This is a genomic window from Paenibacillus sp. EKM301P (assembly GCF_011800295.1).
Lineage (GTDB): Bacteria > Bacillota > Bacilli > Paenibacillales > Paenibacillaceae > Paenibacillus > Paenibacillus polymyxa.
Window position 1 is genome coordinate 234,551 of the sequence record NZ_JAALFM010000005.1, and the last position, 15,578, is coordinate 250,128.

Consider the following 15,578-nt stretch of genomic DNA (forward strand, 5'->3'; position numbering starts at 1 on the left):
AGATTTCCCTACTGTCCAGAAGCTCTAGCGATGAGTGGATAACCACTGCTCTGCATAGTCAACCAAATCCCGTTGCCTTGCGAAAAAACATGAAGCCTCTCCAATGTTCACCCGCGTAAAGGATGTGGGACATTCCCGCTCAAAATCAAGTCCCAGCTGCTCAAAATCATCCGAGGTAATATTATAATCCTGAAAAGACACCCACGCTTTGATCCCATCCACCATCATAGGGGCTTGATGCGTGACAACTTCACGTCCATTATAGGCTGTTCGATATTCTGCCAAATGTAAGGAGGTGTTGCTGTCATGTCCGCAGCCCAGCAACAGTACATAGGCATCTGCCTCATACAGCTTTGCCAAGGGCGAATGCTCACCCAGCCCAAAATCAAGCTCATGCGCTTCCAGCAAGCCTAAAACAGCAGGTCCACGCCCCGCCAGAGAAACGTGCGGATGCCCGCTGCGCACTGTTCCCGGCAGGCCACGGAACGTTTCTACGATGACGCCCATCCCTCCGGTCAGCGTCCAGGCCGGATCATAAGCGGGCATTTCCTCGCGGACCAGTTCCCACCATGACTCATCCAGAGGCGGGTTCATCCAGGTGGACGGATCTGTCAAGTCGTGTGACTGTGTTGGCATCACCAGCGTTCCTTCCCGGCCAATCGCTTCGGTTAATGCGGCAAGAATGGTGGAGGCCCCGCCTGGAACAAAGCGTCCAAAGCTGCGCATCGACGAGTGAACAAGCAATGTCATGCTGCTCCGAACTCCCAGTTCCCTTAATCCTTTCATTACATCCGACCGCGTGACAGGTCGATTCGTTATCGGTTGCACAGTCACCTGTCCAGCCTCCTTTTCTCCAAAACGATACACAATACTCTAATTATACCATAGTGCAGTCCCTCGCTCCTTCCTCCATGTTACCCTCCATCATTCCTGAGCGCAAAAAAACAGGCTTTCTCCGGTTTGGGAAGAAGCCTGTTTGAGTACAACCTGTGGGCTGGCTCTGCTACACAGTCAGCCAGCGCTTGAACATATGCTTGGTCGTTTGCTTGTTCATTTCGGCAATGGAAGTTGTCAATGGAATGCCTTTCGGGCAAGAGCGTACGCAGTTTTGCGAATTACCACAGCCCTCCAGCCCGTCGTCCGTCATCAATGCATCCAGGCGCTCCTCCTGATTCATTTCCCCTGTCGGATGGCTGTTAAACAGGCGAACCTGAGATATCGCCGCAGGTCCGATGAACGTCGTCTTCTCATTGACGTTCGGGCATGCTTCCAGACAGACACCACAGGTCATGCACTTGGACAGCTCATACGCCCACTGACGCTTTTTCTCTGCCATTCTAGGACCCGGCCCCAGATCGTAGGTACCATCAATCGGAATCCACGCTTTGACCTTCTTGAGCGCGTTAAACATCCGGCTGCGGTCAATGACCAAATCCCGTACTACCGGGAATGTGCTCATCGGCGCAATCGTAATCGGCTGCTCCAGCTTATCGACAAGCGCCGCACACGCCTGACGCGGTTTGCCGTTAATCACCATGGAGCAAGCTCCACATACTTCCTCCAGGCAGTTCGACTCCCAGCACACCGGAGCCGTCTCTTTACCTTGGCTGTCTACCGGGTTACGCTGAATTTCCATCAGCGCGCTGATCACGTTCATTCCCGGTCTGTAGGCCAGTTCGAATTCTTCCGTATAGGAACTAGCATTAGGCTCATCCTGACGAGTAACCACAAACTTCACTGTTTTATTCGACTTCACTGCTTGCTCCGACATCTAAATACACTCCCTTCTGTTATTTGCTCTTGGAATAATCTCGAACACGCGGCTTGATCAGTGAAACGTCGACCTCTTCATACGAAATTTGTGGTCCTTCCGGTGTCCAATCTGCAATCGTCGTTTTCAAATAATCTTCATCGTTGCGGTCCGGGAAATCCGGCTTGTAATGGGCCCCGCGACTTTCGTTGCGCAGCAGCGCCCCTTTGGTCATCGCTTCAGCCAGCTCCATCATGTTCCACAACTGCCGTGTAAACGCAGCACCCGCATTATTCCAGCGCGAAGCGTCATTAATGTTAATGTTCGAGTAACGCTCCTTCAGCTCCTTGATCTTGTGAATCGTAGCTTCCAACTTGTCATTATAACGAACCACGGTCATATTGTTCGTCATCCACTCACCCAGCTCTTTATGAAGAACATAGGCATTTTCTTTTCCATCCATGTGCAAAATATGCTCGTATTTCTCAGTCTGCTGATGGACTGCCGCATCAAATACCGAAGAAGCTACATCCTGGGCAGACTTTTTCAAGCCCTTGATATATTCCACAGCCTTTGGTCCAGCCACCATTCCACCATAAATGGCCGACAGCAACGAGTTTGCACCCAAGCGGTTCGCTCCGTGATACTGGAATTCACATTCACCAGCTGCGAACAGACCCGGTATATTTGTCATCTGATTATAATCGACCCACATGCCGCCCATTGAATAATGAACAGCCGGGAATATTTTCATTGGGATTTTACGCGGATCGTCGCCGACGAATTTTTCATAAATTTCAATAATGCCGCCCAGCTTTACATCCAGCTCTTTTGGGTCCTTGTGGGACAAATCCAGATAGACCATGTTCTCGCCATTAATACCCAGTCCATCATCAACACATACGCTGAATATTTCACGTGTCGCAATGTCGCGAGGGACCAGATTTCCATAAGCCGGATATTTTTCTTCAAGGAAATACCATGGCTTCCCGTCTTTATATGTCCAAATGCGACCGCCCTCTCCCCGTGCCGACTCGGACATGAGACGCAGCTTATCGTCACCGGGTATAGCCGTTGGATGAATCTGTATAAATTCACCGTTCGCGTAGCGAACGCCTTGCTGATACACTGCACCGGCAGCTGTACCGGTATTAATAACGGAATTTGTGGTTTTACCGAAAATAATTCCGGGACCACCGGATGCCAAAATAACGGCGTCCGCTGCAAAAGTCTTCACTTCCATCGTACGCAAATCTTGCCCGCAAATCCCTCGGCAGATGCCTTCATCATCCAGTACAGCCTGTAAAAACTCCCAGTTCTCGTACTTGGTCACCAAACCAGCAGATTCCCAGCGCCGTACCTGCTCATCGAGAGCATACAGGAGTTGCTGTCCTGTCGTCGCGCCAGCGAAGGCTGTCCGATGATGCTGGGTACCGCCAAAGCGGCGGAAATCTAGCAGTCCTTCTGGTGTCCGATTGAACATAACACCCATGCGGTCCATGAGATGGATAATTCCCGGAGCCGCTTCGCACATCGCTTTTACCGGCGGCTGGTTGGCCAGAAAGTCACCGCCATAGACTGAATCATCAAAGTGAATCCAGGGTGAGTCTCCCTCACCTTTGGTATTTACCGCACCGTTAATGCCGCCCTGCGCACAAACGGAGTGGGATCTTTTGACCGGAACCAAAGAAAATAGATGAACGTGGACTCCCGCTTCTGCCGCCTTGATCGTAGCCATTAGACCTGCCAGACCGCCGCCCACGACAATAATGTTGGATGCTGCCATTTCTGCTCACTCCTTCTTTTCAGGATTTGTACTAAATCCCCTTTTACAAATCAGAATAGAATCTCAACACGATGTATTATTTAAATAACTCGTTTACAGTAGCTGTTTAAAGGCGCTGCATTGCACCAAGGCTGTTGCCGTTTCCTGGAATTCCGCGCTGCGAAATGCAAGCAGGGAAGCAACGAAGCCGATCGACACCACCACGAACAGGGTCATACAGATATAGGAAGATACTTTTTGGGCACGTGGTCCCACGGTAATCCCCCAACTGACCATAAATGCCCACAGTCCATTAGCAAAGTGAAATGATGCCGAAACGACACTGATTAAATACAAAATAAAATAGACTGGGTTCGTCACTATACCATGCATTACGCCGCCTAGCTCCTCATGAGTTACATTACCCAGGGCCACCTGAAAGCGTGTGTCGTATACGTGCCAGATAATAAATACAAACGTAATGACGCCGGAAATACGCTGGAACAAAAAGCGCCAGTTACGCGAATAGCCAAACCTTTTGACATTCGGGTCAGCCTGATAAGCGATATACAAGCCATAGATTCCGTGGAACAGTAATGGCAAGTAGATGAATAACGTTTCTAACACAATAACCAGCGGCAAACCATTCAGGAAGGCCACGCTGCGATTAAAACCTTCCTTGCCGCCCTCCACCGCTGTGAAGTTCGTCACCAAATGCTCAACAAAAAATAGAGCCAATGGAATGACGCCAAGAAGCGAATGCAGCTTTCTGGAATAAAATCCTCTCATCTAGGTCATGCTCCCTTCTCCCAATAATAGCGTTTTCAATAGTAATATAACATATAAAATGACAGTTCCCGACAGGGAATGTTCAACAAGGTGTCCCTTATAAGGAAAAACAAAAGTGTGAACATCTTGTGTCGCTTTCATGTTACTCCTTTTCGGCTTATAATGGAATTGCAATATACGTATTAATTATTATGTCTTTTTTGCATATAGAGAGGAAGTGGAAGATTTGTTTGAGGATTTGAACGCTTTTGCCGTCATTGTCGAGCAGTCCAGCCTGAATAAAGCCTCCAAACTGCTGAATTTGTCCCAACCCGCCCTGTCCCGCAAAATTGCCAAGCTGGAGGAAGAGCTGGGTGTCCATCTCTTTGATCGTCGGGGCAAACGGCTCGAAATTACATCGACTGGCCGATTTGTATATACTTTCGCGCTGGAGCAACGGCAACGTCAGCTTCGCTTCTTACAAAAGCTGTCCCAGCACAAAAATGAAGCCCAGAGCATGCTTACACTGGGCGCAAGTCTTACGACACTCCAAACGACGCTACCTACTCTCGTCGAAGCTTTCATGAGCAAGCATCCTCAGACTGAGCTAAAGCTGCTCACCGGCAAGACGCATGAAATCGTTGCCTTTGTACGCGACAAAAAAGCAGACGCCGGCGTTGTCGGGTCTGCCATTCATGAAGCTGGACTGCGTTGCATTCCGTTATTTGACGATCATTTGGAGCTAGTCGTCCCCATCGGACATGAATTAACTGTCAAGACAGGAACGGCTTCAATGAAGGACTTGCAAGGATTGCCGATGATTATTTTCTCCAAAGGAACCTGGTACCGCAGTCTGACGGATGACTTGTTCCAGCGTAGCGGCATTATGCCGGATATCCGCATGGAAATCGACTCCTTCGAGGCGATTGTACGCCTGCTTCCCACCTGCAAGGCATCCGCTTTGCTGCCCAAATCCTATTTGCGCAGCGAACTGCTGCGAGATAATGGACTTACTGCATTGTACTTGCCTGATTTGAAGGAGACACGCCGAACGACCTCCCTCATCTACTCAGAAACGGCCGATCTCGGCCCAACAGCACGACGCTGGATTAGCGAGACACGTGCATCGTTTGCAGGCTACCGTATGGTATAGAGGATTTAACCCTCTTCATTGACATTAACGACCTCATCCTCAAAGCGGCCGATATTATCATTGGAGCCGATAATGACCATAATATCGTCTGCTTTCAGCCGATCCATAGCTGTCGGTGCGATCAAGATACCATTCGCCGTATGAAGCGCCACGATGCTGCAACCAAAGCGGGTGCGCGCATTTAATTCTGCCAACGTTTTGCCATTCAGACATGCAGGCACATTAAGTTCTACAATGCTGTATTCCTTGGACAGCTCCAAATAATCGAGCAGATTAGGCGTGACCAGCTGATGCGCTACTCGAATACCCATATCCCGTTCCGGATAAATGACTCGGTCCACCCCAAGCTTCTCTAACGCACGCCCATGCAGCACAGATATGGCTTTGGCTACGACTTTTCTCACACCCAGCTCCTTCAGCAAAATGGCGGTCAGGATGCTTACCTGAATATCATCACCAATCGCAACAATGCCGCAATCGAAATTACGTATGCCGAGTGACCGCAACGCATCCTCATCTGTAGCGTCTGCCACGACAGTATGTGTCAGAATCTCACTCATACTGTCCACAACATCCTCATTCCGATCAATGCCCAGCACCTCGCACCCCATATCCACCAATTGCAAAGCCAGGCTTGAGCCAAACCGTCCCAAGCCAATGACTACAAACTGCTGCGTTTTCATATCTACTCGAAAACTCCCTTACCCTATAATTATTTTACCTTCTGGATGACGATACAATTCCTTACCCTTTTTCGGTCCCAGTGCATAAGCTAGCGTGAGTGGACCCAGCCTGCCTGCAAACATCGTCAGAGTAATCACCAGCTTGCCTACAACTGTCAAATCAGGTGTAAGCCCCATGGACAGTCCTACCGTACCAAAGGCAGACACCGTCTCGAACAAGATCATCAGAAAATGATGATCTTCGGTTGCGGACAGAATCATCGTCACCCCAATCACGAACAGCAACCCCAGCAAGGTAATAGTCAAAGCCTTATAAATGCGTGCCTGCGCAAGTCGGTACCGGAACAGCACAATGTCTTCCCGTCCCCGCAGCATCGAAAACACCGCTCCAATGAGCAGAGCAAATGTAGTGGTCTTAATCCCGCCTCCAGTGGAGCCAGGCGAAGCCCCAATAAACATGAGTATGATGATAAAAAACTGCGTAGCCTGCCGCAAGCCTGCAATGTCCAGCGTGTTGGCACCTGCGGTGCGAGGGGTAACGGACTGGAATAAAGAACCCAGCAGTTTACCACCCCAATCAAGCGAGCCAAGCGTCTTCGGATTCGTAAACTCAAATACAAAAATGACAAGCGTCCCGACGACAATCAGAGCAGCTGTCATGCTGAGTACCACCTTGGTATGCAAGGACAGTCTCTTACGCTTGCGATAATCTGCCAGGTCAGACATCACTACAAAACCAATACCACCCGAAATAATGAGAAACATGGCTGTAAAATTAACAATCGGATCATATACATAACCTGTCAGGCTGCGAAATTCACCGAACAAATCAAAACCAGCGTTATTAAACATGGAAATGGCATGCCAGATTCCAAAATAAATCGCCCTGCCTACAGGCATATCAAATGACCAGCGAATCGAAAAAATAGCTGCACATACGCCCTCAATCATCAGCGAGTACCATAGCACCTTGCGGATCAATCCGACAATTCCTTCGACAGAGGTCTGATTCATCGCTTCTTGCAAAATAAGGCGCTCCCGCAAGGAAATCCGACGCTTGAACACCAACGCGATCAAGGTAGCCATAGTCATAAAGCCAAGTCCGCCAATCTGAATCAGCGCAACGATGACAATTTGACCAAAGGTTGTAAAAAAGAGCCCTGTATCCTTAACGACAAGCCCAGTTACACAGGTCGCGGAAGCGGCAGTAAACAAAGCGTCTATAAACGCAAGTGGTTTTCCTGTTGTATTAGAAATGGGCAGCATTAACAATAAACTACCTATTAGAATGATAATGGCAAAGCCTGCAACGAATATTTGCGGTGGAGAAAGCCGAAGCCAGCTTGCATTGGGATTCATTTATTCATCACTTCTCCTCCTTGGTGAACTATGAGCATGGAGATCGCTCAGCTCATAAAATCACCAATTCTTTTCAGTTTCTTTTATAAATCAGAAAAGTATCCGCAAAGCGGGATACTTTTGCCTTTCAATACTCACTACACTTTATACGTAACTACCTCATGGAACGTTTGATGACTTTAAGGCGGGCAGCAGCGAAGCGGTCCATTTGAATCTGGAGAAGCGATAGCGCTCGCCTTTGACTCTGAATTTTACCCTTATCAAGGTCTAGAAAATCAAAAAAATTCAGTGGCAACAGCGATTGGAAGATCAAATGGAACGCGCAGCGTCCTTAACTCAGCAAACTTTTATTCACACTTATACACACAAAAAAAGACACCGGAAAACCGAGTGCCTGACTTGGTTCCTGCCCACAGCCTACGAGGTTAGCTGACGGATTCGGGCAGCACAGTATGCCCTATTTACACTTCCGGTCCATCAGGATCGGCTGTAAAATTCACCCCAGTAACATGGTTCCCCCGTTTTCTCACAGAAATTCGGCTTAAATGTATGTCATTACCCATATATTTCATAGGCATTGCCTCAAGATTATAATCCTTCTCTATCCAGATCACAAAACCGATTTCGCCGAAAAAACGTGAAATTGGCTTTAATTTGCGATTGGGCATCGCTTAATCACAGCTTATCTAATTTTATTAAAACTTTAAAGTGCTTTCACTCTGTTTTCATGAATATCGCTGGTCTGTTGGCGGGAACCTGTGCAGTATGATATCTTTAATGGATGTTCTTATTTACAGATTAAGGAGGAAACTCATGAATCCTATCGGGAAACCGGTCGTGCTCACGGCCAACTTCAAAAAATTAGGCTTGCTGGGCGGGGTTGGCCTGATTTGCTTTTTTATCTTTCAATTGCTTATTCCCTCGCTTAGCAATCCAAGTCCGGAATCATTGATGAATGCAAAGGTCATCAGCAAACAAGAAGCGATCGTACACGCCTTGGACTTTGCCCGTTCCGAGCTGGGCTATACGGAATCACAGCCAGAGAAGCCTGTCGTGACCTATCAGGCTGAAACAGATTTGTACGGTTATTTATCCAGAGAAAAACTGCTTCAAGCGTACGATCGTACATGGAAAAAAAATTATCCTTATGAAACCTTTCGGGTTGATTTGCCTGACTCCTCAGCGAAGGGCAAGCTGCAAATTCATGTGGATTTATCCACTGGGAAGGTCGTTAGCTTTAAGCGGATCACCTCCAGCACCAATTACACACAGGCTGATGTTTCTACAGATGAACAAGCACGAAGCAAGCTTGTACGTATAGCTGAGGGCGACATGACGCTTGAAGCCAAGGAACAGGCTGCAGCAAAATGGATCAAACGCTTTGGCTTTAAGCCATCGGAATTGAAGCTTGCGACCACTGAGGGGGAAGGTGGATTAAAATATACCGTGGACGAAAAGAAAATCGGCGCCTCGGTCCTTACGCTGGCTTTTACCTTTGAAGATGGGGATGTTCGCTCATTTACCCAAAGCTTTTCAGCCCCTTCGTCTTATACCGACTATGTTAAAAATCAAACATACTGGGCGAATTGGATGACTTATGCGGGTTATGCCCTATTTAGCTTTGTCCTGGGTGTACTTGCCATTGTGTATGCGTCACTCACCCGACGACATACTTCATTTGTACGCGGTATTGTTCTGTCCATTGTTTATTTTATTGCTAGTATAGCTGGGACCATGAACATGCTGCCTTTATTACAGGCTGAAGCAGGCAGTAAGGGCATGCTTATATTTCTTATGGTATTCCAGGTCGGTGTTACCTTCTTCATGGCTGTAGCTCTCTACTTCTCCTTGGTTGGTGGTGACGGCCTTATGCGTCAGGTTGGACTCAATGCATGGCCACGGGCCAAAGAGCCCGGCTACGGGCTGTATGTGCTTCGCAGTATGTATGTCGGTTACTTGTGGGCCTTCATTTTACTCGGCGTACAATCCATTTTGTTCTTTGTACTGGAGCGTACATTTAATACGTTCTCCACTACAGACGCCACGCAATCCCCTTACAATATGGCTTATCCATGGCTACTACCGATTATGGCCTGGATGGCAGGTATTGGAGAAGAGACTGTTTACCGTCTATTTGGTATTCCGATGGTAAAAAAAATAGTCAAAAATACGTTTGTTGCTTGTCTGATCACTACGCTTATTTGGGCACTGGGACATACGCTTTATCCAATCTATCCAGTGATTTCAAGACCTATTGAGCTGACTTTTCTTGGTTTGCTGTTTAGCTTCGTGTTCCTGCGTTACGGCTTTATCGCTGCCATGTTCAGCCACGTTATTTTTGACAGCATATTAATGGGACTTAGTGTGATCAGTTTGGGAGACACCGTGAATGTGAGCGCAGGTCTATTCTGGATCTTACTTCCGGCTATTGTAGGCTACATCATTTACTGGTTTAGTCCTAAAAAACCTAATCGAATCATGTTTGAACCCGTGAAAAAAGAGGAGCCGTATTCTACGACTCCTCCTCCCGAAGGGCAGCTATAATCTGACGAGCAAGTTTATCCCCAATAGAGAGAGGCCGGAAGTCTTCGACGCTGGCCTCTCTTATTTTTTTGAGCGATCCAAAATGCTTGAGCAGCAACTTACGCCGTTTCTCGCCGATGCCTGGAATGGAGTCCAACTGGGAAGTTACCATAGATTTGCCGCGCTGCTCGCGGTGGAACGTAATGGCAAAACGGTGAACCTCATCCTGAATCCGTTGCAGCAGATAAAATTCCTCGCTGTTGCGTGCAAGTGTTACGGCCTCAAATGTATCCCCCATCAGTAATTGGGAAGTTCTGTGTTTGGCATCTTTCACCAAACCACACACAGGAATAAACAAGCCCAACTCATTTTCCAATACATCGGTTGCCGCTTTAATTTGTCCACGCCCGCCATCGACAATGATCAAATCGGGACGCTCTAGATTTTCCTTCAGTACACGTTCATATCGGCGCCGAATAACCTCACGCATCGTTTCATAATCATCTGGTCCCTGCACAGAACGGATCTTGTATTTTCGATACTCTTTTTTGGCAGGCTTACCGTCAATAAAGACGATCATGGCCGACACTGGATCGGAACCCTGAATGTTGGAATTATCGAACGCCTCTACCCGATGCAGACTATCCAGCCCAATGGCACGTCCCAGATTGCTTGCAGCTTTGGAGGTCCGTTCCTCATCCCGCTCGATCAGTTTAAACTTTTCATCCAAAGCAACACGTGCATTTTCCGTCGCCATCCCCGTCATTTGCTTTTTCAGCCCGCGCTGCGGCACAAGTACCTTTACATCCAGCCATTCAGCCAAAGCGAGAGCTGCCGTCGTTGGGTCCTCTAATCCACCGGATAGTTGAGTTTCTGTTTCTGTTTCTGTTTCGGGTTCTTTTTCCCCGGCTGCTTGGTCACCAACTGGGTCTTGAATCGTTCCTTCTGCATAAGCTGCTCTTGCTTCGGCTACCCGCAGTGGGTCAGCAGAACGGTCTGACTCCGTTTGCACTGCTTCCTCATCTGTAATGCTGGCAGTCTCAGCTGTGATCGCACTGTAAAGTTCAGTTTCTGCTGCAATCGGTTGATCGACATCAGCCGATTTTGCCTTTATCAGCTTAGGAGACTCCGGCAACAATATTTCCTGCGGCACTGCCGGATTGTCACTGTAATATTGCGTCACATAGGACATAAAATCACTGTAAGCTTCACCGTAGAAAGGAAAAGTCGACATATGGCGCTCGATCATTTTACCCTTGCGGACATATAAAATCTGTACACACATCCAGCCCTTATCTACCGAAAAGCCGAATACATCTCGGTCCTTCGCATCAGATGTGGTGATTTTCTGCTTTTCCATCATCGCGTCGATGCTTATAATCTGATCGCGCAGCTCCTTGGCACGCTCAAAGTACAATTCCTCTGCGGCCTCCTGCATTTTACGCTGGAGATCCTTTTTAATTTCCTCATGTCCCCCGCTCAAAAAGGAACCGATCTCCTGACTGATCTGATCATATGTTTCCTTCTCGACCTCTTTTACACAAGGTCCCAAGCATTGATGCATGTGATAATACAGACACACTTCTTTTGGCATCACACCGCACTTGCGTAACGGATACATACGATCCAGCAGCTTTTTCGTCTGATGTGCCGCGTAGGAATTGGGGTACGGTCCAAAATATTTCGCTTTATCTTTCAGAACGCGACGGGTTACCTCCAGCTTGGGGTGTGCCTCGTTCGTAATTTTCAAGTACGGAAAGGTTTTATCATCCTTCAACAGTACGTTATAACGTGGTTGGTGCTTTTTAATAAGGTTGCACTCCAGAATGAGCGCCTCCATATTGCTGCTTGTAACGATATATTCAAAATCACGAATATCAGCAACCAGTCGCTGCGTCTTGCCGTTATGGCTACCTGTAAAATAGGAACGGACCCGGTTTTTCAACACTTTGGCCTTGCCGACATAAATGATGGTGCCTTCGCTGTTCTTCATCAGGTAACAGCCTGATGCATCCGGCAGCAATGCTAATTTGTGCCGTATGTTCTCCAGCGCCTTCTCCTGGTTCTGCAAGTCCTCCGCATAGGATTTCATTCGCCCGGTTCCTCCTTCCATTCTTAATGACTGCTCAACTTACTACTTATATTATATAGGAATAATGCACAAAAACGCCCCCGGTATATATAACCGGAGGCATTGACTGTTCATGGCGCTCCACCAAGCCCCCGCAGGAGCATGGGTCACATTCCATGATTATTGGTGTTTAGTAAGCATGCTTTTCAATGCTTCTTTGGAGTTCAAACCTACCACTTTATCAACAGGCTGTCCGTCTTTGAAGACGATTAGGGTAGGAATACTCATCACGCCGAAACGAGAAGCAGACTCTGGATTTTCATCCACGTTCACCTTCGCGATTTTGACACTATCGCCAACTTCTGTAGACAGATCCTCCAGAATTGGAGCGATCATTTTGCAAGGACCGCACCATGGCGCCCAAAAATCAACCAAAACGGTTCCTGTGCCTTCGACTTCTGCGTTGAAGGATTGATCGGACACGTTAACAATTGCCATTGTATGTTCCTCCTTTATAGAAAAGTCAAGATTATTATAACCTGTAATGTCTGTTTCGACACCTTTTAATTATATCACAATAGTCTTTTAATTGTAAGATATCAAAAGAGCAGACGAATGAACGCTTACACTCGCTGATTTTTCCCCTTGACGGTAATGACATCCACAAAAGGACGAATCCGGTCCATCAAGCGTTGTCCCTTGTACATTTCCTCTCCGTCTTTGCTTGTAAAGCTAAGATGCTTCTCTAGCCCTTGCAGTGAGTAATTAGAAGTATAAAAGGTCGGTTTACGGTTCATTCGGTAATTCAAAATGGAGCCCATTACATGATCCCGTACCCATGGACTCAAATTTTCAGCACCAATATCGTCAAATACGAGCAGATCACAATTTTTAAGCATTTCGGTCGTTTCCTTAAGCTTCTGTCCATCCTGTATCATGGACTTTAAGTCCTCCACAAAATCAGGCATGTAGACAATCACACCGTTGAAACCCGACAGAGCCAACTCGTGCAACAGATAACCCATCAAAAAGGTTTTCCCCGTACCAAACGTACCTTCCAGATAGAGCCCTTTTTTTAATAAACCCTGACTTTTGGTTTCTTCAATATAGCGGAATACCTGATTTACTGCGGGCACGCGTTGCAAATCCTTGCGTGCAATCTCAACGGCATTATATCCTTCCAACAACGCGCGCTCATCCACATAAAAGCTTTTAATTCGTTGACGCACTCGTTGTTCATGCTGGGAGGCAACTAGCTTGGCGCACGGGGTCCGAATGTCCACCATTTCCGCTGTTCCATTGGGATACTCCACGCCCAGCTTGCAAAAGTGACCCTGGAAATCGTTAGGACACTGTTCCAGTCCCGGACAGTTGTCGCAATTTCGGCGATCCCGGGTATACTGAAAGAGCATACTCATATTAAGTCGCAATTGCGTTTCGTCTACATCAGGATGTGCAGCACAAAATTCCTTCACCAGCGGATCATTTAGAACCTGATCGGCTACGCTGCGAGTACGTTGGCGAAACGAAGGGTTCTGCATCTGCTGAAGCAAATCACCGAGTGATTCCAAGAATGCTCCTCCTTTCTAAAATGTGCAGAGTTATGGAGGGCGATTGACGCTTCGCTGCCGACCGCCATAAAGTCGACACATTATTGAATTGGCTTCCATTACACCTTTTTCTGTTTACCGGATTGCAGTCGTTCGGCCAGGCGAAGCAGTTCATCCAATTCCTCCTCGGATACGGATTCCTCGGAAGGCTGATCTTGTACGATCGGAATAGACGGCTTGGCAGGCCCATTGTTTTTGGCATACGTGCGGGATCTGCCCCCGGAGGAAGAAGCAGTAGACTGTTTTCCTTTTACCTTGGCTTGATCCCTTATATATTGAACGGCTTTTTCGTAAGTGTTTACCTGCTTTAGCAGCATGTTGGAGGCAACGGCCTCGACAAAGTTGCGGTTAATCCGCTGATCGCTCCCCGATACGAGCAGTGACATTAAATAATGGATCAGCACATTGATGACTTCTCCAGGCAACTTATAGCTGATATCAATCTTCTCGAATATATCCAGCAGGTTACCGGGAACCGTGCCGGGGAAAAAGGTTTGCAGCAAACGGCGATAAGGCTCGTTGCGCAGCATCATATTATATTGGTGAATGTCACACTTGGCTGTGAATTGTGGGGGAACCTCTACATAAAATTCCATTTCCACAGCCTGCTCTGCAGGCGGCTCTTCAGGTGTGGAAGTTTCCCTCTGGCGCAAGGCAACCACCTTGGCAGCCTGCACCTGCTGTTCCTCCTGACGCTTCCGTTCCTGCCTGGAGTGTTGGCTAGCCCGAAGCTGAAGCTCGTCGAGCAATAAATCGCCTGCTTCGGTAAAAATGCCGTCCTCATCCAGCAAGCGACTGATATCCTGTACAGAGAGATCAAATTTACGGACCACGTAATTGACCATACCCAGTTGCTCGTGTTCAAATCGAAGACGCTCCACGTGCTTGCGATTGGCGGATTCACGCGGAAAACGAAGAATAATATCTGCATAGTTCAATGCTTCCTCCGATTCGGACGCTAATGCTCCAGTCTGGCGGCTCGTGGATACTTCGGATAGCGCCTGTTCCAGTTCATAATCTATAACATGGGTGTTCAGCTCAAACAGCTCATAAAACGGAACCGATATATTCTCTTTATTATGGGAAGATTGCGACCATTCGCTAGATTCCCTGCTCCACAACGATTCTCTCAGAGAAAGCACTGCAAACTTACCGATTTTGTCTCTCAACAAAAGGGTAAGGTGCTGCGTTCTGAAAAATTCAGCAGGTGCGAGCGGTGGTTGCATCTCATATTCATACATATAATCGTCCGTTTCGGGCGCATACAACCTGGACGTCTGCAACAGACCGACAGCCTCCAGCTTGGAGGTCTGTTCAATCAAATACTTGCGTCCCTTCTCACTTGGCTCCAGTCCCAGTGTCAGAAAAAGTCGACGTTGCTGTTCCAACGGCGAATAACCAATCTGTCCGACTGGCACATGCTGGAACAACAGTCGATATAGACTGACCGCAAATGCGCCTACCATCGGCTGATAGACACTTCCCAGCATCAATTCATCCAGTGCGCTCAAGCCAAATTCCCGATAAACGCAGTAGCGGTGGTTCTCAGTATAGTGCAGCAGGTTTTTCATCCGCATTCCGACATTCTTCCTTTCCTGACATAACGTTCTCCAAGATGTTTTTCTATTCTATCATACTTGCCCTCGGGTGGGACCAACAAAATAAGGGCAATTGTCCTCCTTTTTGGCAGCCGTATTCGTCCGAGTTCTTCTTTTTTCGAGAATACTAACTATTTTATGACTTTTGTGACCTGCATCATGGAAAAATAATATTCTTCACACTTCTTTCATTGGTGAAAAGCTCCAAATTGAGCTACAATATAATGGTTAAACATCACGTATTGGATACAGGAACGATATACGGAAGTACACATATTTCGGCTAAGCCGATTACATT

At 47.5% G+C, this 15,578-nt stretch carries 12 protein-coding genes and 1 riboswitch; of the genes, 2 read left to right on the forward strand and 10 right to left on the reverse strand.

The genetic code is table 11. From position 1 onward, the window contains the following. Positions 1-24 precede the first annotated feature (24 nt). The 4 genes from HFD99_RS15015 to HFD99_RS15030 form a co-directional block, all read right to left on the reverse strand. Positions 25-834: an aminoglycoside N(3)-acetyltransferase gene (locus HFD99_RS15015; RefSeq protein WP_123797608.1), complete on the reverse strand. Its 810-nt coding sequence runs from the start codon at positions 832-834 to the stop codon at positions 25-27. Positions 835-1,003: 169 nt separating this feature from the next. Continuing rightward, the gene (gene sdhB / locus HFD99_RS15020; protein ID WP_013372870.1) at positions 1,004-1,771 is read right to left on the reverse strand and encodes a succinate dehydrogenase iron-sulfur subunit; all 768 of its coding nucleotides are present in this window, start codon (positions 1,769-1,771) and stop codon (positions 1,004-1,006) included. 19 nt (positions 1,772-1,790) lie between these two features. Continuing rightward, positions 1,791-3,536 (reverse strand): succinate dehydrogenase flavoprotein subunit, encoded by a 1,746-nt coding sequence (gene sdhA, locus HFD99_RS15025; RefSeq protein WP_016820039.1) that lies wholly within the window; start codon positions 3,534-3,536, stop codon positions 1,791-1,793. Between the two features lie 93 nt (positions 3,537-3,629). After that, a complete protein-coding gene (locus HFD99_RS15030; protein WP_016820038.1) occupies positions 3,630-4,304 on the reverse strand; it encodes a succinate dehydrogenase cytochrome b558 subunit in 675 nt (224 codons plus the stop codon). Positions 4,305-4,530: 226 nt separating this feature from the next. On the opposite strand from HFD99_RS15030, the gene HFD99_RS15035 reads away from it, so the two are divergent. Beyond that, positions 4,531-5,436: a LysR family transcriptional regulator gene (locus HFD99_RS15035; RefSeq protein WP_016820037.1), complete on the forward strand. Its 906-nt coding sequence runs from the start codon at positions 4,531-4,533 to the stop codon at positions 5,434-5,436. Positions 5,437-5,441: 5 nt separating this feature from the next. Here the strand turns inward: HFD99_RS15035 and HFD99_RS15040 are convergent, their stop codons facing one another. Both HFD99_RS15040 and HFD99_RS15045 read right to left on the reverse strand, forming a co-directional pair. After that, complete coding sequence (locus HFD99_RS15040) at positions 5,442-6,119, reverse strand: potassium channel family protein (protein ID WP_013372875.1); 678 nt, start codon at positions 6,117-6,119, stop codon at positions 5,442-5,444. A gap of 18 nt (positions 6,120-6,137) precedes the next feature. Next, positions 6,138-7,478, reverse strand: a complete 1,341-nt coding sequence (locus HFD99_RS15045) for a TrkH family potassium uptake protein (protein WP_016820036.1) — start codon at positions 7,476-7,478, stop codon at positions 6,138-6,140. A 399-nt stretch (positions 7,479-7,877) separates the two neighbouring features. Beyond that, positions 7,878-8,030: riboswitch (cyclic di-AMP (ydaO/yuaA leader) on the reverse strand. 261 nt (positions 8,031-8,291) lie between these two features. Between HFD99_RS15045 and HFD99_RS15050 the strand changes: the two genes are divergently transcribed. Beyond that, positions 8,292-10,022, forward strand: a complete 1,731-nt coding sequence (locus HFD99_RS15050; protein ID WP_107734715.1) for a CPBP family intramembrane glutamic endopeptidase — start codon at positions 8,292-8,294, stop codon at positions 10,020-10,022. Here the strand turns inward: HFD99_RS15050 and uvrC are convergent. The 4 genes from uvrC to HFD99_RS15070 all read right to left on the reverse strand — a co-directional run bounded on the left by uvrC (position 9,991) and on the right by HFD99_RS15070 (position 15,259). Next, on the reverse strand, positions 9,991-12,093 hold the full coding sequence (uvrC, locus tag HFD99_RS15055; RefSeq protein ID WP_123797609.1) for an excinuclease ABC subunit UvrC: 2,103 nt from the start codon (positions 12,091-12,093) through the stop codon (positions 9,991-9,993). The genes HFD99_RS15050 and uvrC overlap by 32 nt on opposite strands. Before the next feature lie 159 nt (positions 12,094-12,252). Then, positions 12,253-12,570, reverse strand: a complete 318-nt coding sequence (gene trxA, locus HFD99_RS15060) for a thioredoxin (protein ID WP_010347861.1) — start codon at positions 12,568-12,570, stop codon at positions 12,253-12,255. Between the two features lie 125 nt (positions 12,571-12,695). After that, a complete protein-coding gene (gene dnaI / locus HFD99_RS15065) occupies positions 12,696-13,643 on the reverse strand; it encodes a primosomal protein DnaI (protein ID WP_123797610.1) in 948 nt (315 codons plus the stop codon). A 98-nt stretch (positions 13,644-13,741) separates the two neighbouring features. Beyond that, the gene (locus HFD99_RS15070; protein WP_013372881.1) at positions 13,742-15,259 is read right to left on the reverse strand and encodes a DnaD domain protein; all 1,518 of its coding nucleotides are present in this window, start codon (positions 15,257-15,259) and stop codon (positions 13,742-13,744) included. Positions 15,260-15,578: the final 319 nt, after the last annotated feature.

Coding starts and splice junctions, on each gene's coding strand:
- sdhB (WP_013372870.1), bottom strand. CDS start 1,771: ATGTCGGAGCAAGCAGTGAAGTCGAATAAAACAGTGAAGTTTGTGGTT.
- sdhA (WP_016820039.1), bottom strand. CDS start 3,536: ATGGCAGCATCCAACATTATTGTCGTGGGCGGCGGTCTGGCAGGTCTA.
- HFD99_RS15030 (WP_016820038.1), bottom strand. CDS start 4,304: ATGAGAGGATTTTATTCCAGAAAGCTGCATTCGCTTCTTGGCGTCATT.
- HFD99_RS15040 (WP_013372875.1), bottom strand. CDS start 6,119: ATGAAAACGCAGCAGTTTGTAGTCATTGGCTTGGGACGGTTTGGCTCA.
- HFD99_RS15045 (WP_016820036.1), bottom strand. CDS start 7,478: ATGAATCCCAATGCAAGCTGGCTTCGGCTTTCTCCACCGCAAATATTC.
- HFD99_RS15050 (WP_107734715.1), top strand. CDS start 8,292: ATGAATCCTATCGGGAAACCGGTCGTGCTCACGGCCAACTTCAAAAAA.
- uvrC (WP_123797609.1), bottom strand. CDS start 12,093: ATGAAATCCTATGCGGAGGACTTGCAGAACCAGGAGAAGGCGCTGGAG.
- trxA (WP_010347861.1), bottom strand. CDS start 12,570: ATGGCAATTGTTAACGTGTCCGATCAATCCTTCAACGCAGAAGTCGAA.
- HFD99_RS15070 (WP_013372881.1), bottom strand. CDS start 15,259: ATGCGGATGAAAAACCTGCTGCACTATACTGAGAACCACCGCTACTGC.